Source organism: Caulobacter sp. GW821-FHT09B08 (assembly GCF_059418225.1).
The window spans coordinates 44,096-61,304 of the sequence record NZ_JBWKPL010000008.1 but is presented as its reverse complement, the minus strand read 5'-3'; the positions used below and the strand labels follow the sequence as shown (position 1 = coordinate 61,304).

Sequence of the window (17,209 nt, the reverse complement as noted above, 5' to 3'; positions counted from 1 at the left end):
CCGCGCAGCGGTCAGGTGGGGGCAAGTGGGTGAGCTACCCCAGTCTCACCGGCAGCACCGCCCGCACCCCCTCGGCCTCGAAGCTCAGCTTCGGCTGGCCGCCCAGGTCCGCCGACAGCCCCCGGTCCAGCAGTCGCGTCCCAAAGCCCTTGCGGTTGGGCGGCGTCACGGGCGGGCCGTCGCGTTCGGTCCACGTCTGGATGGCGTGCTCGCCCTCCGCTTCCCAGGCGATGGTCACCCGGCCCTCGGGCGTCGACAGGGCGCCGTACTTGACCGCGTTGGTGGCCAGTTCGTGCATGGCCAGGGCCAGCGACAGGGCCGTGCTGGCGCCCACCCGCAGGGGCGGGCCGCCGACGGCGATGCGCACCGAGTCCTGGTCGTCGACGAACGGCGCCAGGCCCTGGCGGACGATCTCTTCCAGCCCCGCCCCCTCCCAGCTCTCGCGGGTCAGGACGTCGTGGGCCGCCGACATGGCCAGCAGGCGGTCGATCAGCCGTTCGCGCACATGCACCGGCGTCTCGTCCGGCCGCAGGGTCTGGCGGGCGATGGACTGGATCGAGGCCAGGGTGTTCTTCACCCGGTGGTTCAGCTCGTTGATCAGCAGCCGCTGGCGGGCCTCGGCCGTCTTGGTCTCGGTCATGTCCATGGCCATGCCGATATAGCCCTGGAAGTGGCCGTGGGCGTCGATCTGCGGCCGGGCGTTGGCCACCATCCAGCGATAGACCCCGTCGCCGCACAGGAAGCGGGCCTCGAAGCCGTAGGCGTCCGGGCCCTCGCGCGCCGCGGCGCGCCTGGCGGCGACGCCGGGGATGTCGTCGGGGTGGATCAGGCCGATCCAGGCGTCGCCCAGCAGCTGGTCGGGCCGCACCCCGGCGAAGGCGGCGAAGGCCTCGTTGGCGAAGGTGACGCCGCCCTCGGCCGCCGTCATCCAGACCGGGGCGGGCGCGGAATCGGCCATGGCCCGGAAGCGCTGCTCGCTCTCGCGCAGCCGCTCATGGATCTCCAGCCGGTCGGTGACGTCGCGGATGAAGCCCAGATAGACGGTCTCTTCCGGCTCGCCGAAGGCGGCCAGCGACATCTCGATGGGGATCTCGACTCCGTCGCGCCGCACGCCCATCAGCTGCGAGCCCTGGCGCTTGAGCGGCGGCTCGGCCAGGGCGAAGCGGTTCAGCAGGATCTGGCGATAAGCCTCGCGGCGCGGGGCGGGGGCCAGGAGGTCGATGAGGTTCTGGCCCACCACCTCGTCGCGGGACCAGCCGAAGGCGGTCTCGGCGCGGGCGTTCCAGTCCAGGATCGTGCCGGCCAGGTCCAGCACCACCACCGGATCGATGGCGGTCCGCAGGATCGGCTGCAGCGCGGAAAGGCTCGTCATCGCCCCTCCCTCCAGCCGACGCGGTCGAAGAGAGCTACAGGACGCGCCGATGGCTGTGAATTCCGTGGGTCGGACCACCACATGGGACCTAATGTCGCAGGGGGCGGAACCTAGTGGTCCGCCGCCCGGGCCAGCTTCCAGCGGATCTTGGCGCCCTTCTCGGGGCGTACCTGGCTCTTGAGCACGATGGCGCCCGCCCGCCGGGCGTGTCCGTGCTCGAAATGGGTCGAAGGCGTGATGCTGACGTCGACGGCGTCGTTGCGCAGCCACCAGCCCACGTTCGACGGCCCCTTGATCAGCACGCTCTTGCCGTCGCGGGCCAGGGAGGCGCGAGCGTCGGGATGCAGGTGGAAGCTGATCGTGAACGGCAGATAGCGGCGCGGGCCGTCGTCCTTGGCCGCGCCGATGGGCAGCAGGCTGTCCTCGCCGCGCAGCTCGTCGGCCTTGAGGTCGAGATAGAGGCGCCGCGCGTGGGTCAGGCCCAGGCGTCGCCAGCCGTCGTGGATCACGTCCAGCCATACCCCGGTGTCGGCGTCGTGGCGCTTGACCTCGACCGAGGCCGCGCCGTCGATCAGCCAGGGGCCCAGGGCCTCGGACCGCCAGCCCGACAGCGGCCGCCCGGCCGAGCCGTCGCCCACCGATACGGTCGAGGCCGCGTCCGACAGGCGGAAGGCGTTGGCGCCGGTGGCTTCGGGGCTCCAGCCGCAACTGGTGATCAGCCGGTCCTTGCCGCAGACGATCTCGACCGCGGCCGGCTGGGCGCAGGCCGCGACGCTGAGCACGCCCACGGCCGGCGGGCCGGCGTCGGCCATCACCTGGATGCTGCCGCCCTGCATCTTCTGATAGCCGACGTGCGGGGCGCTTTGCGGCGGGCGCGGACCGGCCTCGTCGTGGGCGAGCGCGGCGGCCACGCGGCGCGGCTCGACCGCCTCGCCGCCTTGGAAGGCCGCCAGGGCGCCGTCGGCCAGGGTGAAGAACCGGGTCGCCGAGCTCAGTCGGTCGATGGCGCGGCCCAGGCCCTCGGGCGCCGGACGGCCGCGCTGGCCCAGGGCGTCGTCGAGGGTCAGCAGGTCGAACAACAGCTCCAGCCCCGCCTCGGGCGAGCGGCTGGCGTGGCCGCCGTCGGCCAGGACGATCGCGTCCAGCTCGGCCGCCACCCGCTTGAGGCCCTGGGCCATCAGGCGGTCGCTGGCCTTGCCGGTCAGGGCGCAGCCGGCGAGGGCCACCACCACGGCGCGCTCCAGCCGGCGGTCGGGCGCGTCGGAGGCCTTGAGCAGCTGGCGGGCGCCCCGGGCGATGTCGAGCGCCATGGCCGAGATTTCGGCGTCGGAGGCCTCGGGCGACAGGGCCCGGGCGGCGCAGGCCAGGTGGAAGGTGCGGCGCTCCAGACGCTCGCCGCTCCACGAAAACGCGTTCCAGGTTCCGAACACCCGCCGCCAGTCCTGCAGCAGGCGCAGGGCCAGGCGGGCCCAGCCGGGGCCGGCGGCCAGCAGGTGCGGCAGCCAGTCGAAGCTATGCAGGGCGGTGGCGAACTGCCGGCTGGGACTGGGCTGGTCGAACGGATCGCCGGTCTCGCCCAGCCGCAGGGCGCCGCCGTCCAGGATCAGCACCCCGTCCAGCAGCTGGCGGCCGCGCTCGGGATCGACGGGGCGGGGGTCGTGCGGACGGACGGCCAGACCCACCGGGCGCGGACGGCTGATGGCGGCGCGATGCGGCGGCGAGCCGAACCATTCGCGCTCGAGGTTGCTCTTGATCGACGCGCCCAGGGCCTTGAGGAACAGCCCCTTGGGCGCCTTGCGGCCAATAGGCTTGGGGCCGCCGGCCAGGGCGGGGGACTTACGGGCGGAAGCTGTCGCGGGAGCCCCGTCCATGCCGATCGATCAGCCGCCCTTCAGGGCGCGGATGTTGTCGGCATAGGCGGAAGGCCCGCCCTTGAACACCGCCGAGCCGGCGACCAGGGCCGTGGCCCCCGCCGCCACGCACTGCGGGGCCGTGACCGGGGTGACCCCGCCGTCGACCTCGATGATGATGTCGAGGCCGGCCTTGTCGACCATGTTGCGCAGGGCCTCGACCTTGCGCAGCTGGCCGGGAATGAAGCTCTGGCCGCCGAAGCCGGGGTTCACCGACATGACCAGCAGCAGGTCGACGTCCTCGAGGATCCACTCGACGTGGTCGAGACCGGTGGAGGGGTTGAACACCACCCCCGCCTTGGCCCCCAGTTCGCGGATGCGCTTCAAGGAGCGGTGCAGGTGCGGGCCGGCTTCCGGATGGATGGTGATGTGGTCGGCCCCGGCCGCCCGGAAGGCTTCCAGGTACGGATCGGCCGGGCTGATCATCAGGTGCACGTCGAACGGGATCGTGGCGTGCGGCCGGATGGCTTTGACGATGTCGGGACCCAGGGTGATGTTGGGCACGAAATGGCCGTCCATCACGTCCACATGCACCCAGTCGGCGCCGGCCGCCTGGATGGCGGCGACCTCTTCGCCCAGCTTGGCGAAGTCGGAGGCGAGGATGGAGGGGGCGATCAGCGGCGCGGTCATGGTGTCCTGGCTTAGCTGTCAAAGGCTCGCGCCACAAGCGAACGCGGGCGGTGACGGTCGGCTTCCTGACTAAAACACCTCATCGGTCGAGTTGTTCGCCGTCAGGCCTTGATGAAGCGCGCGGCGAAGAAGCCGTCCTGGCCGCCCGCGCGGTGGTGGGGCAGCAGGCGCAGGGTCCCGCGCGGCGTCAGGCTGGCGGCGGGGGCGCCGCCCTCCTCCGGGGCGATGGCGTCCAGGCGGATGTCCGGGCGGCGGGCCAGGAAGGCCTCGACCTGGGCCTCGCCCTCTTCGGGCTCCAGAGAGCAGACGCAATAGACCAGGCGGCCGCCGGACTTGAGGCGGTCGGCGGCGCTGTCCAGCAGCCGGCTCTGGACGGCGGCGAGGCTGGCCACGTCGCCGGGGCGGGCGGCCCACAGCACGTCGGGATGGCGGCGGAAGGTGCCGGTGGCCGAGCAGGGGGCGTCCAGCAGCACCGCGTCGAAGGTCCGCGCGTCGTTCCAGGCGCCGGCGTCGGCGGCGATCACCTCGGCGCTAAGGCCCAGGCGCGCCAGGTTCTCGGTCACGCGTTGAAGGCGGGCGGCCGAGCGGTCGACGGCGACGGTGGCCGCGCCGGCCGAGACCATCTGCATCGTCTTGCCGCCGGGCGCGGCGCAGAGGTCGAGAGCCGTCTCGCCGGCCTTGAGGTCCAGCAGGCGGGCGGGGATGGCGGCGGCGGCGTCCTGCACCCACCAGGTCCCGTCCTCGAAGGCGGGCCAGGTGGAGACGTCGCCCCGGCGTTGGGTGCGCAAGGTGCCGCCGACCAGGATCTCGGCTTCCAGGGCCTCGGCCAGCACCGCCGCGTCGGCGTCGGGCTTGCAGGAGAGGTCGGTGGCGGGCTCGAAGGCGATCTGGGCGGCGACGGCGTCGGCCGTCTCCTTGCCCCAGGCGCCGGCCCAGCGGGCGTAGAGCCACGGCGGGGCCAGGGCCTCGGGCTCGGCCGAGGGCGCGCCGTCGCGCAGGAGGCCGCGCAGCACCGCGTTGACCAGGCCCTTGAACGGCCGGCTGGCCTTGTGCGCCCCCGCCAGCTCGACGCTGGTGGCCACGGCGGCGAAGGCCGGCACCTCCAGGAAGAAGGCCTGGGTGGCGCCCAGGCGCAGCAGGTTCCGGACCCGGGGCGGCGGCTCGCGGGTCAGCTTGCCGGCCAGGGCCCGGTCGATGGGGCCCAGATGGCGCAGGGTGGCCATGGCCAGGGCGCGCGCGAAGGCGCGCTCCCTCGGTTCGAGAAAGCGGAAGGTGTTGGCCGAGGCGGCTTCGTCCAGGCCCCCGCGCCGCGAAAGCGCGGCTTCGACGAGGGCCAGGGCGCCTTCCCGGGCCGGGAGGCCGTCGTTGAGTTCCTGAGTCACCGCCTCGCCGTGCCCCAAAGGCGCGGTCGAGCGCAAGCTTTTTGGCGCGAAGACTGTTATGTGAGGGCCATGTCCGAGACCGACCTGCCGCCCGGCGCGGCCCCCGACAAGCCCCTGACCCCGGCCGCTCGCCGCGCCCTGGAAGAAGCCGCCGCGCGTCATGCCGCCGAACAGGCCGCCGCCCTGCCCACCGAAGAAGGCGGCCGCGAAGGCCCCGAACCGACCCGATTCGGCGACTGGGAGCGCAAGGGCCTGGCGGTGGATTTCTGATCGTCTTCCTTCTCCCCTTGCGGGAGAAGGTGTCGGCGCAGCCGACGGATGAGGGGTTGATAGGCCTATCGGAAAGGCCCGTGCGACCCCTCACCCGACCTCCTTCGGAGGCCACCCTCTCCCGCAAGGGGAGAGGGATTTTGACCTAAACCCCCGCCATCTCCGCCGCCACCTTGAGCGCTGCTTCGCGCGGATCGTTGGCCGCCGTGATCGGGCGGCCGCAGACCAGGTGGCTGGCGCCGGCCTTCAGGGCGTCGGCGGGGGTGGCGGCGCGGGCCTGGTCGTTCTTGGCGGCCCAGAAGGGGCGCACGCCCGGCGTCACCACCAGGAAGTCCGGACCGGCGATCTCGCGGGCCAGGGCGGCTTCCTGCGGCGAGGAGACGATGCCGTCGACTCCGCACTCCACCGCCTGGCGGATGCGGCGGGCGACGAGATCGCGGGCCGAGAAGGCGTAGCCCATCTCGATCAGGTCGGCGTCGGTCAAGCTGGTCAGAACGGTGACGGCCAGGATCTTCAGGTCCGAGCCGGCCTTGGCCTTCACGGCGGCCTGCATCACCTGCGGCTCGGCGTGGACGGTCAGCAGGTCGCAGCCGGCGCCCGCCAGCACCCGGGCCGAGCGCTCCACGGTGGCGCCGATGTCGTGCAGCTTCCAATCGAGGAAAATCTGCTTGCCCTCGCCCTTCAGTTCGCGCGCCAGGGCCATGCCGTCGGTGGCCAGCAGCTCCAGGCCGATCTTGTAGAACGACACCGCGTCGCCCAGGGTCTCGACCATCTGGCGGGCTTCGGCGGTGCTGGGCAGGTCGAGCGGCAGGATCAGGCGCGGATCGGCGTTCATGGCGAAGCTCCGGGTGTGGCGCGTGCGACCGCATCACCCTAAGAAGGGTGCGTCTCCGCGCGAATTGAAGGCTAAGTCCCCCGAATGAGCCAGGCCGAGCTCGCCGTCAACTTCTTCGTCGCCCTGTTCGCCCTGATCGACCCGATCGGCAACGTGCCGCTGTTCGCCGCCGCCACCCTGGGCGCGGCTGCGGCCGGACGGCGGATGGTGGCGGTCTATATCGGCCTGTTCGTGGCCGCCTTCCTGATCTTCTTCTTCTTCACCGGCGTCAGCCTGCTGGAGTTCTTCGGCATCTCGATGCCGGCCTTCCGCATCGCCGGCGGCATCATCCTGTTCATCCTGGGCCTGGACATGGTGCGCGACGACTTCACCACCATGTTCGCCGACGCGGCCGAGGGCATCGAGGGCCAGTCGGCGCGGGTTTACGCCAAGCAGCGGTTCGAGCGGTTGATCGTGCCGTTCGCCATGCCGCTGCTGATCGGGCCGGGCGCGATCTCGACGGTGATCATCTACGCCAGCGAGGCCAAGGGCTTCGGCCTGGCGGGCATGGCCGTGGGCTGCGCGGTGATCGCGGCGGTGGCGGTGGTGCTGGTCGCCACCTTCTGGGCCTCGCCGATCATCAGCAAGGTGCTGGGCCGCATCGGCATGAGCATCGTGGTGCGGGTGCTGGGCCTGATCCTCTGCGCCCTGGCCGTGCAGTTCGTGCTGATCGGGGTGGGCGACGCCACCAAGGGTCTGGTCCGCCAGGACGCCAAGGCGCCGTACGCGGATCACCGCTAGGCGTCAGATTTTCCTGAACCGCGATCCCTGGCTGGCCATCAGGGCCAGCGCCCAGTCGTCGGGGATCAGCTTGGCGAAGACCGCGATGGCCTTGTTGGGCGAGCCGGGCACGCAGACGGCGCGGTTGGCCTCGGCGGCCTCGTAGCCGGCGGCCGCCACCTCGTCGGCGCCCAGCCATAGCCAGGACGGGATCGACTGGCTGACCTGGGCGCGGGTGCCGTTGGCGTCATGGAACTCCGAATAGGTGAAGCCGGGGGCCAGGGCCGAGACGTGGACGCCGGTGGCCTGGTTCTCCAGGTGCAGGCTCTGGGAGAACTTCACCAGGAAGCTCTTGGTCGCCGCATAGAGGGTGTGGCCGGCCGCGCCGGGGGCCAGGCCCGCCAGGGAGGCGACGTTGACGATGCGGCCGAAGCCACGCTCGACCATGCCCGGCAGCACCTTGTGGGTCAGGCCGCAAACCGAGACCAGCAGCACCTGCAGGAAGGCGGCCTGGTCGGTCCACTGGGTGGCGGCGTAGGCGCCGGGCAGGCCGTAGCCGGCGTTGTTGACCAGGGCGTCCACCACCCGGCCCTCGGCCTCGACGGCCGCCAGCACGGCGTCCACGGCTTCAGGCTGCGCCAGGTCGGCGGCGATCGGATAGGCCTCGACGCCGAAGCGCAGGCGGATCTCCGCGGCCAGGCTTTCCAGACGGTCCAGCCGCCGCGCGGTCAGGGCCACGTCGTAGCCGTGGCTGGCGTAGATGCGGGCGAAGGCGGCCCCGATGCCGGCGGAGGCGCCGGTGATCAGGGCGAGACGGCGGGCCATGCGGAGGTCCAGCGAGAGAGCGAAACTTCGCTGGAGTCGAGCACGGCCCGTGATTTGGTTCAAGGCGCGGGCCGGGACGCCCCCTCCGTCATGTCGCGTATCCGCGCCATGCCACCTCCCCCGCTTCGCGGGTGAGGAGGGCTCCGAGGCGACCTCACCTCCCCCGTGGAACGGGGGAGGTGGCCGCGAAGCGGACGGAGGGGGCGTCCAGCTCAGCCCTGAAAAGAGGGGAGGGGGCGCTCGGGCTCAAGCGCCCCCTCGGGCGGCGCCGGAGCGCCGCGGGCCGGGTCCTCCGCCCTGGGGGACAGCGAAGGACCCGGCGACGGTTTAGGCCGCTTCTTCGAGGGCCGGCTGGGCGCCGCGCGTCCAGCGGACGGCGGCTTCGGCCACGCGCACGCCCAGGAGGCGGGCGGTCTCGCGGTCGCCGGCCGGCGGGGTGATCTCCGGCGAGGCGTTGTCGGACTGGGCGGCCAGGCCGATGAACGAGCCGACCCGGTTGATGGTGTCCGGGCCGCGTTCGGCGGCGGTCACGTTCGGCGGGGCCAGGCCCAGGTTGATCCAGTTCATGCCGTGCTGGGCGGCCAGGATGGCGAGGCTGCCCAGGGCATGGGCCTTGTCGCCCGAGAAGCTGTGCGAGTTGGTGAAGCCCGCCGCCAGCTTGTCCTTCCAGGCGCCGGTGAAGAAGGCGCTGGACGAGGCGTCGGCGAACACTTTGAACACGCCCGAGACGTCGCCCATGTAGGTCGGCGCGCCGAACACGACCGCGTCGGCCCCGCTGATCTGGTCGATGATCGGCGCGAAGTCCTGGGCGGCGTTTTCGATGTGCAGCAGGATCGGGGTCTGGCCGGCGTCGCGGACGCCTTCGGCGACCTTTTCGGCCAGGACGGCGGTGTGGCCGTAGCCCGAGTGATAAACGATGGCGACCTTGGTCATTGTCGTGAGCCCTGAAAATCATTGGTCGGTTTCGAAACTGAAACCGTGACGATTACGTATGGTCGGCTCGGCGACTTTCCAGGGGTATCCGCAACAGAAGTTGGTGCAGTTATTCTGCAAGCCGATTCAGCGGCGGTGGAGCGGTCCTTGGGCGAACGGAGGAATGTGGCGACTGTTGCTCGCATGCCCCTTGTGACAACGTTGTCAATTCCTTATGTGGCAAGGAACCAAGCAAACAGCATGAATCCAAGGCGCGCCGCGCAGGCGTGTCCGCGTCCGTCCTGCGGCGTGCGTAAACCCAGAAGGCGGCGATCATGACCACGGCCCCCGTTCCCGACGACGTCGTCCAGGAAAAGGTCCACGCGCCGGGCCTGGTGCTGGCGGCCCTGGCCCTGGGCGGGTTCGCGATCGGCACCACCGAGTTCGCCTCGATGAGCCTGCTGCCCGACTTCGCCGCCGGCCTGGGCGTCGACGCCCCCACCGCCGGCCACGCGATCAGCGCCTATGCCCTGGGCGTGGTGGTGGGGGCGCCGGTGATCGCCGTGGCCGCCGCCCGCCTGCCGCGCCGGATCATCCTGGTGGCCCTGATGGCGGTGTTCGCCGTGGGCAACCTGCTCAGCGCCATGGCGCCGACCTTCGGCTGGATGCTGGCTTTCCGGTTCTTCAGCGGCCTGCCGCACGGCGCCTATTTCGGCGTCGCGGCCCTGGTCGCCGCCAGCGTCGCGCCTCCGGAGCGAAGGGCCCAGTCGGTGGCCATGGTGATGATCGGCCTGACCGTGGCCACCATCGTCGGGGTGCCCATGGCCAATCTGGTCGGCCAGTGGATCGGCTGGCGCTGGGGCTTCGTGATCGTGGCCGTGCTGGCCGCCCTGACCGCGACGTCGGTCTACCTCTTCGCCCCTCGCGCGCCGGCCGACGCCGGGGCCAGCCCGCTGCGCGAGCTGGGCGCCCTGGGCAAGGGCCGGGTGTGGCTGACCCTGGGCATCGGGGCCATCGGCTTCGGCGGCATGTTCTGCGTCTACACCTATCTGGCCTCGACCATGCGCGAGGTGACCCACGCCTCGGCCGCCCTGCCGGTGGTGCTGGCGGTGTTCGGGGCGGGCATGACGGCAGGCACCCTGGTCTGCGGCTGGGCCGCCGACCGCGCCCAGATGCCGGCCATCGGCGGGGTGCTGCTGTGGAGCGTGGCGGCCTTGGCCCTCTATCCGGCGGCCACGGGCAGCCTGTGGACCCTGATGCCCGTCGTCTTCCTGATCGGTTGCGGCGGCGGCCTGGGCGCGGTGCTGCAGACTCGGCTGATGGACGTGGCCGGCGACGCCCAGACCCTGGCGGCGGCTCTCAACCACTCGGCCTTCAACTTCGCCAACGCCCTGGGCCCGTGGCTGGGCGGCCTGGCCATCGCCGCCGGTTGGGGCTGGACCTCGACCGGCTATGTCGGCGCGGCCCTGGCCCTGGGCGGGTTCCTGATCTGGGTGGTGGCCGCGCTGGACGTGCGCTCGCAGCGGCTGGCGGCGCAGGCGGCGGAGTAGGCTCCTAAGCCGCCGCCTCGACAGACGCGCCGTTCAGCAGGTCCGCCACGGTGATCTGGGACAGCCGTTCGGCCACGGCGGTGTCGGCGGCGATCATCGCGCCACGCACGGCGTCGGGGATTTTCTCGCCCACCGGGCAGCCCTTCACGCCCTTGGGCGCGACGCCCAGGTGGGCGCAGCCGTTCACGGCCCGCAGCACGACGTCGAGGGTAATGGCCTCGGGCGCCTTCAGCAGCCAGGCGCCGCCGTTGGCCCCGGCGCGCGCGCCGATCAGCCCGGCCTTGCCCAGCATGGCGGTCACGCGCCGCACCACGACCGGATTGGTCGGGACAGAGGCGGCGAGCTCGGCGCTGGCCACGGCGCGGTCCGCCGAAAAGGCGTCCTTGTGCGCCAGATAGGCCAGGGCGTGGGCCGCGACGGGGAATTTCTGACTGTCGGACATTTTTCTGTGGCAAGACCCTAAGGGCGTAGCTCGCGCGTTCAATCGAAAAGTGGCGCGGCGAAAAACCGCCGCGGGCGAAAAGTATCGTCGTTATACCGGTTCAGGTCGCGATTGAACCGGACGAGGATTGGGTGTATCGCGCCCCGCTTGATCGATATGGGGCTCCGCACCGCGTTTTGCGAGGGCGACCCCGGAGGGATTGAATGGCTTCCGAAGCCTCTGGCGCGCCCGCTTCCCAAAGCGCCGCCCCCAACACCGCTCCCTGTGACGTCCCTCCGCAAGCCGGCCATGATCTGAAGGGTCACGGTTTCCTGGCGCTCGCCCTCGGCGCCGTGGGCGTCGTGTTCGGCGATATCGGCACCAGCCCGCTCTACGCCATGCGCGAGGCCCTGGCCCATTCGCGCAGCACCACGGCCACCGAGCACGCGGTCCTGGGCGTGGTGTCGCTGGTCCTGTGGACCCTGACCCTGTTCGTGACGATCAAGTACGTCATCTTCTTCATGCGGGCCGACAACAAGGGCGAGGGCGGCACCCTGGCCCTGATGGCCCTGGCGCAGAAGGCCCTGGGCAAGGCGGCGGGCAAGCGCTCGATGGCCGTGTTCTTCCTGGGCGTGATCGGCGCGGCCCTGTTCTACGGCGACGGCATCATCACTCCGGCGATATCGGTGCTTTCGGCGGTCGAGGGCATGAAGGACGCGCCGCATGTCGGCCACGCCCTGACGCCCTACATCCTGCCGATCTCGGCCGGCATCCTGGTGGCCCTGTTCCTGGTCCAGGCCAAGGGCACCCACCGCATGGCCTCGCTGTTCGGGCCGGTCATGGCCGCCTGGTTCCTGATCCTGGGCGCGCTGGGCCTGTTCCACCTGGTCGACGACCTGTCGATCTTCCGCGCCGTCAATCCCTGGTACGGCGTGCGCTTCCTGTTGGAGAACGGCTTCCTGGGCTTCGTGATCCTGGGCAGCGTCTTCCTGGCGGTGACCGGCGCCGAGGCGCTCTACGCCGACATGGGCCACTTCGGGAAGAAGCCCATCCAGGCGGCTTGGCTCTACCTGGCCTTCCCCTGCCTGGCCCTGAACTATCTGGGCCAGGGCTCGATGGTGCTGGACCACCCGGCTTCGCGGCACAATCCGTTCTGGGACATGGTCCCGACCTTCGCCTACTGGCCCGTGCTGCTGATGGCCACGGCCGCCACGGTCATCGCCAGCCAGGCGGTGATCACCGGCGCCTTCTCCATGACCCAGCAGGCGGTGCAACTGGGCCTGCTGCCGCGCCTGGACATCAAGCGCACGTCCGAGACCCAGGCCGGCCAGATCTACGTCCCGGCGGTCAACACCTTCCTGCTGATCGGCGTCTTGGTGCTGCTGGTCATGTTCCAGAGCTCGCACAAGCTGGCTTCGGCCTACGGCATCGCCGTGACCGGGGCGATGTTCGTCGACACCCTGCTGGCCTATGTGGTGCTGCGCCTGGTGTGGAAGTGGAGCCTCTGGCAGACCGCCGCCCTGCTGGTGCCCCTGGCCATGATCGACCTGGTGTTCATCGCCTCCAACGCCCTGAAGATCCCGGACGGCGCCTGGCTGCCGCTGGTGTTCGGCGCGGTGCTGGTGCTGATCATGTGGACCTGGACGCGCGGCGCCCAGATCCTGACCGACAAGACCCGTCGCGACTCGGTGCCCCTGGTCGACCTGATGGAGATCCTGCGGGCCCGCGCCCCCCACCGCGCCCCCGGCACGGCGATCTTCCTGACCTCAGACCCGGACATGACCCCGGTCGCCCTGATGCACAACCTCAAGCACAACAAGGTGCTGCACGAGCGCAACGTGGTGCTGACCGTCCGCACCGCCGAAACGCCGCGCGTCGCCGACGAGGACCGGGTCCGCGCCACGCCGATCAACGCCGACTTCAAGAAGGTCGAGATCTTCTACGGCTTCATGGAAAGCCCGAACGTGCCCAAGGCCCTGGCCATACTGCGCAAGCAGCAGGGGGTGAAGTTCGACATCATGGCCACCAGCTTCTTCCTGGGGCGCCGCTCGATCGTGCCGTCGGCCAACAGCGGCATGCCGCTGTGGCAGGACCGGATCTTCATCTTCCTGATGAAGAACGCCACAAACCCCACCGACTTCTTCAAGATCCCGCCCGGCCGCGTGGTCGAGCTGGGCGCCCAGGTGACCGTCTAGATGAACGTCCTCGGCGTCATCGGCGACGTCCTCTGGCTGCTGGCCCTGTCGATCATGGCCGGCGCCTCGCGCATGGCCTGGGGCAAGGTGCGGGACGTGCTGGTGCCGATGGTATGGGCGCCGTCGGGCAAGACCCTGTGGCGGGCGCCGCGCGCGGTGGCCCTGGCCTCGGTTCCCACCTTCGCCTTCCTGCTGAGCCTGTGGCTGCTGGTCGAGAGCCGTCGGCCGCAGGAGACCGAGTGGGCGGTGATCCTGCTGTGCGTGCGGGCGATCCTGGCGGCGATCTTCGCCGTCGTGCACCTGACCCAGGTGCGCCGCGCCCTGAACCAGCTGGCCGAGGAAGGCCAGATCAAGCTTTAGCGCTCACTAGCGTTTCAATGGTCGCAAAACCGCGCTAAACGCCGCGCGACCCGGTGTTTCTCCGACGGAGGACACCCGCGACTTTGTGTTTCTCGGAAGGACCCCGCTCATGGCCGCCAAGCCCGTGAAGAAGGTCGTGCTCGCCTATTCGGGCGGTCTCGACACCTCGATCATCCTCAAGTGGCTGCAGACCGAATACGGCGCGGAGGTCATCACCTTCACCGCCGACCTGGGCCAGGGCGAAGAGATCGAGCCGGCCCGCGCCAAGGCCCTGGCGGCCGGCGTGAAACCCGAGAACATCTTCATCGAGGACGTGCGCGAGGAGTTCGTCCGCGACTTCGTGTTCCCGATGTTCCGCGCCAACACGGTCTACGAGGGCCAGTACCTGCTGGGCACCTCGATCGCCCGTCCGCTGATCGCCAAGAAGCAGATCGAGATCGCCCGCAAGATGGGCGCCGACGCCGTCAGCCACGGCGCGACCGGCAAGGGCAACGACCAGGTCCGCTTCGAGCTCGGCTATTACGGCCTCGAGCCCGACATCCACGTGATCGCCCCGTGGCGCGAGTGGGACTTCAAGTCCCGCGAGGCCCTGCTGGACTTCGCCGAGAAGCACCAGATCCAGATCGCCAAGGACAAGCGCGGCGAAGCCCCGTTCAGCGTCGACGCCAACCTGCTGCACAGCTCGTCGGAAGGTAAGGTCCTGGAGGATCCGGCGGTCGAGGCCCCCGAGTTCGTCCACATGCGCACGATCGCGCCGGAGGATGCGCCCGACAAACCGACGATCATCACCATCGACTTCGAGAAGGGCGACCCCGTCGGCATCGACGGCGTTGCGCTGTCGCCCGCCGCCCTGCTGACCAAGCTGAACGAACTGGGTCGCGACAACGGCGTCGGGCGCCTGGACCTGGTCGAGAACCGCTTCGTGGGCATGAAGTCGCGCGGCGTCTACGAGACCCCGGGCGGCACGATCCTCCTGGCCGCCCACCGCGGCATCGAGTCCATCACCCTGGATCGGGGCGCGATGCACCTGAAGGACGAGCTGATGCCGAAGTACGCCGAGCTGGTCTACAACGGATTCTGGTTCACGCCGGAGCGCGAGATGCTGCAGGCGGCCATCGACTACAGCCAGCAGAAGGTTTCCGGCCAGGTGCGCGTGAAGCTCTACAAGGGCAACGTCACCGTCATCGGCCGCACCAGCCCGTACTCGCTGTACGACCAGGACCTGGTCACCTTCGAGGAGGGCAAGGTGGCCTACGATCACCGCGACGCCGGCGGCTTCATCAAGCTCAACGCCCTGCGCCTGCGCGTCCTGGCCAAGCGCGACCGCCGCGACGCTTAAGCGTTCACGGCCCGACGAAACGAAGAGCCCCGCCGGCGACGGCGGGGCTTTTTTGTTGTGCGCCCTCTCCCAGAGGGAGAGGGAGGGACCCGTCGCGAAGCGACGGGAGGGTGAGGGGTTACGAGGCTTGACGGCGTGCCGGCCCTCCGTCGGACACCGTAACCCCTCACCCCAACCCTCTCCCTATGGGAGAGGGAGGCCCGGCCGGTAGGTCCGCTCCACGTGACCCTTCAGCTCGTCCGGATAGAAGTACACCGGCCGCAGGTCGCCCTTGGCGTAGCGCTCGGCCTGGTCGGCGAAGTGCTTCGACGCCGGATCGCCGCTCTCGCCACCCGCCGAGACCGCCATCGCCTTCACGCGCGGGCCGAACTCGACCACGGCCACGAAGCTGTTGCCGCTGGTCCCGTAGTACCGCTTCGTGCCCGGATAGCGCTTGGCCCCGAACGAGGCCAGCGAGCCCCACTGGCCCGAGGCGAAGGGCACGGGGATCGAGGGCTTGGCGTCGTCGAAGGTCTGGACGATGGCCCCGTCGTTGCGCTGGAAGCGGTTGATCTGGCCCCAGGGCGTCCGCCAGTCGCCGAAGTCGGCCGCCAGGCGGTCGGAGGCCTCGGCCAGGGCCGCCAGCTTCTGGGTCGGGGTCGTGCGCTCGGCCATGTACGTGTAGACCGACACGCCCGCCTTCTTGGCCTCGGCGGCGGACTTGGCCCACAGGGCCTCGCCCCAGAACACCGCCAGCGAGGTCTCCGTCGAGCCCTCCGACCACGTCAGGTCCCAGGCCTTCAGCGCCGCGACCTGGGCGCCCAGACGCGCCTTGAGCGGATCGCCGTCGGGCGTCTCGTCATAGGCTTTCGACAGGGTCGGGATCAGGTCGGCGAAGGCGGTCAGGTACGGATCGTACGCCGCCGCGATCAGGGTGGGCAGGGTGAAGTCCTTGCGGGCCGACAGCACCCGGGTGGCGTGGACCCCGCGCGGCGTCTCGCCGACGCTGTCCATGTAGCGCGGATAGTCGGCCGGCTTAGGGCTGTAGGGACCGGCCGCCGAATAGGGCCAGTTGTTGGTGTTCATCAGCCAGCCGTTAGGCGGGTTCTTCAGGTGCGGCGCTTCGGAGAGGGCGTGCAGGCCCTTCCAGTCGGTGGCCGGGTCCGACCCGTCGACCGGCCTGGTGTAGTCGAAGCGGTCGTCGCGCTTCGGGATGAACTGCGGATGCAGATAGGCCACCTCGCCCTTGTCGTCGGCGAACAGGGTGTTGTTCGACGAATTGGCCTTCAGCTCGGCGACCTTCAGGAAGCCGGCATAGTCGGTCGCCTTGGTGCGCAGGAACGACTGCTCCAGCGCCTCCACCGGCTTGTACATCATGGCGAAGGCCACCCACTTGCCGTCCGCCGCCCGCACGATCGGGCCGTGGTGGGTGCGGTAGGTCGTGAAGGTCCGCGTCCCCAGCGTTCCATCGGGCCGGCGATAGGCGATCTCGACGGTCTTGGTTTCCACCGGCTTGATGTCGGCGCCGTACTTGTAGAAAAGCGCGCCGTCCTTGCGCGACACCGTCTCGGCGAACTCGTCGACCACGTCGACCGTGCTGGAGGTGTGCATCCAGCCGGCATGGGCGTTGAAGCCCTGGTAGATGAAGAACTGCCCCCAGGTCGCCGCGCCGTAGGCGTTCAGTCCCGCGTCGCTGGTCACCTGCTGCTCGGACCGGAAGAAGAACGAGGTGTGCGGGTTGATCAACAGCAGGGCGTGGCCGTCCTTGGTGTTGGATGGAGCGATGGCGAAGCCGTTCGAGCCGGTCGGTTCACGGAACGCGATGGCCTCCGCGAACTCCCGCGCCTTGACCTCGGCCGAGGCCTGCAATTGCGGCTTGCCGTAGAAGGCCTCCAGCTCGCCCAGCGAGATCCGCTCGACATCGCCGCCGATGCTGCCCTCGGTGAAGGAAAGCGCCATCCACGGCTCGAAGCGGGTCAGCACCCTGGGCTTCACCTGCGGATGGGTGGCCAGATAGTAGTTCAGCCCGTCGGCCCAGGCGGTCATCAGGGCCTTCAGCCAGGCGGGGCTCTTGGCGTAGCGGGCCTGGAGGTCGGCGGGATCGACGAACAGCCGCATTCGCAGGTCTTGCCAGATCGCCTTCTCGCCCTCGGCCTCGGCGGTGCGGCCCAGATTGGTCAGGTAGTTGGCCTCGATGCGCGGGAAGTCGTCCTCGGCCTGGGCGTAGATCATGCCGAACACCGCGTCGGCGTCGCTCTTGCCGTGGACGTGGGCGATGCCCCAGTCGTCGCGGACGATCTGGACCCGCGCGGCCGTCGCCTTCTGGCGGGCCAGGTCGCCGGCCGGCGCGGCGGCCAGGGCCTGGGCGCCCGACGCTGACAGGCAAAGCGCTCCGAGGGCCGTCGCCCACACCCGTCGTTTTCCGTTGCGCAAGACGCCGCCCTCCGTTCCCAGGGGGCGAACGTCCGGC

Annotated in this window: 16 protein-coding genes; 6 read left to right on the top strand and 10 right to left on the bottom strand. The window is 70.4% G+C overall.

Features of this window, described 5'->3' with window-relative positions:
• Nucleotides 1-34: 34 nt before the first annotated feature.
• The 4 genes from AC07OA_RS20525 to AC07OA_RS20510 form a co-directional block, all read right to left on the bottom strand.
• The gene (locus AC07OA_RS20525) at nt 35-1,372 is read right to left on the bottom strand and encodes a sensor histidine kinase (protein WP_494665679.1); all 1,338 of its coding nucleotides are present in this window, start codon (nt 1,370-1,372) and stop codon (nt 35-37) included.
• Between the two features lie 110 nt (nt 1,373-1,482).
• Nucleotides 1,483-3,243 (bottom strand): heparinase II/III family protein, encoded by a 1,761-nt coding sequence (locus AC07OA_RS20520; RefSeq protein ID WP_494665678.1) that lies wholly within the window; start codon nt 3,241-3,243, stop codon nt 1,483-1,485.
• Between the two features lie 9 nt (nt 3,244-3,252).
• On the bottom strand, nt 3,253-3,912 hold the full coding sequence (gene rpe / locus AC07OA_RS20515; protein WP_494665677.1) for a ribulose-phosphate 3-epimerase: 660 nt from the start codon (nt 3,910-3,912) through the stop codon (nt 3,253-3,255).
• A gap of 101 nt (nt 3,913-4,013) precedes the next feature.
• Nucleotides 4,014-5,294, bottom strand: coding sequence for an RsmB/NOP family class I SAM-dependent RNA methyltransferase (locus AC07OA_RS20510; RefSeq protein ID WP_494665676.1), 1,281 nt, complete (start codon nt 5,292-5,294; stop codon nt 4,014-4,016).
• Nucleotides 5,295-5,363: 69 nt separating this feature from the next.
• Here AC07OA_RS20510 and AC07OA_RS20505 point away from each other — a divergent pair, with 69 nt between their 5' ends.
• On the top strand, nt 5,364-5,564 hold the full coding sequence (locus AC07OA_RS20505; protein WP_494665675.1) for a DUF1674 domain-containing protein: 201 nt from the start codon (nt 5,364-5,366) through the stop codon (nt 5,562-5,564).
• A gap of 145 nt (nt 5,565-5,709) precedes the next feature.
• Here the strand turns inward: AC07OA_RS20505 and pyrF are convergent, their stop codons facing one another.
• Nucleotides 5,710-6,399: an orotidine-5'-phosphate decarboxylase gene (pyrF, locus tag AC07OA_RS20500; RefSeq protein WP_494665674.1), complete on the bottom strand. Its 690-nt coding sequence runs from the start codon at nt 6,397-6,399 to the stop codon at nt 5,710-5,712.
• 84 nt (nt 6,400-6,483) lie between these two features.
• Here pyrF and AC07OA_RS20495 point away from each other — a divergent pair, with 84 nt between their 5' ends.
• Entirely contained in the window at nt 6,484-7,179 is a 696-nt protein-coding gene (locus AC07OA_RS20495; protein WP_494665673.1) for a MarC family protein, read from the top strand.
• A gap of 3 nt (nt 7,180-7,182) precedes the next feature.
• Here the strand turns inward: AC07OA_RS20495 and AC07OA_RS20490 are convergent, their stop codons facing one another.
• The gene (locus AC07OA_RS20490; RefSeq protein ID WP_494665672.1) at nt 7,183-7,983 is read right to left on the bottom strand and encodes an SDR family NAD(P)-dependent oxidoreductase; all 801 of its coding nucleotides are present in this window, start codon (nt 7,981-7,983) and stop codon (nt 7,183-7,185) included.
• A gap of 327 nt (nt 7,984-8,310) precedes the next feature.
• Nucleotides 8,311-8,916: a flavodoxin family protein gene (locus AC07OA_RS20485; RefSeq protein ID WP_494665671.1), complete on the bottom strand. Its 606-nt coding sequence runs from the start codon at nt 8,914-8,916 to the stop codon at nt 8,311-8,313.
• Between the two features lie 314 nt (nt 8,917-9,230).
• Between AC07OA_RS20485 and AC07OA_RS20480 the strand changes: the two genes are divergently transcribed.
• Nucleotides 9,231-10,445, top strand: a complete 1,215-nt coding sequence (locus AC07OA_RS20480) for an MFS transporter (protein ID WP_494665670.1) — start codon at nt 9,231-9,233, stop codon at nt 10,443-10,445.
• 4 nt (nt 10,446-10,449) lie between these two features.
• On the opposite strand, the gene AC07OA_RS20475 is transcribed toward AC07OA_RS20480, so the two are convergent.
• Nucleotides 10,450-10,887 (bottom strand): Rrf2 family transcriptional regulator, encoded by a 438-nt coding sequence (locus AC07OA_RS20475; RefSeq protein ID WP_494665669.1) that lies wholly within the window; start codon nt 10,885-10,887, stop codon nt 10,450-10,452.
• Between the two features lie 203 nt (nt 10,888-11,090).
• Here AC07OA_RS20475 and AC07OA_RS20470 point away from each other — a divergent pair, with 203 nt between their 5' ends.
• The 3 genes from AC07OA_RS20470 (at nt 11,091) to AC07OA_RS20460 (ending at nt 14,760) form a co-directional block, all read left to right on the top strand.
• Complete coding sequence (locus tag AC07OA_RS20470) at nt 11,091-13,061, top strand: potassium transporter Kup (protein ID WP_494665668.1); 1,971 nt, start codon at nt 11,091-11,093, stop codon at nt 13,059-13,061.
• A complete protein-coding gene (locus AC07OA_RS20465; RefSeq protein ID WP_494665667.1) occupies nt 13,062-13,421 on the top strand; it encodes a hypothetical protein in 360 nt (119 codons plus the stop codon). It begins immediately after the preceding gene.
• Between the two features lie 109 nt (nt 13,422-13,530).
• Nucleotides 13,531-14,760: an argininosuccinate synthase gene (locus AC07OA_RS20460; RefSeq protein WP_494665666.1), complete on the top strand. Its 1,230-nt coding sequence runs from the start codon at nt 13,531-13,533 to the stop codon at nt 14,758-14,760.
• Here AC07OA_RS20460 and AC07OA_RS20455 read toward each other — a convergent pair.
• Nucleotides 14,757-14,930, bottom strand: a complete 174-nt coding sequence (locus AC07OA_RS20455; RefSeq protein ID WP_494665665.1) for a hypothetical protein — start codon at nt 14,928-14,930, stop codon at nt 14,757-14,759. The two genes, AC07OA_RS20460 and AC07OA_RS20455, sit on opposite strands and share 4 nt — an antisense overlap.
• 13 nt (nt 14,931-14,943) lie before the next feature.
• Entirely contained in the window at nt 14,944-17,172 is a 2,229-nt protein-coding gene (locus tag AC07OA_RS20450; protein ID WP_494665664.1) for a penicillin acylase family protein, read from the bottom strand.
• Between the last annotated feature and the right edge of the window lie 37 nt (nt 17,173-17,209).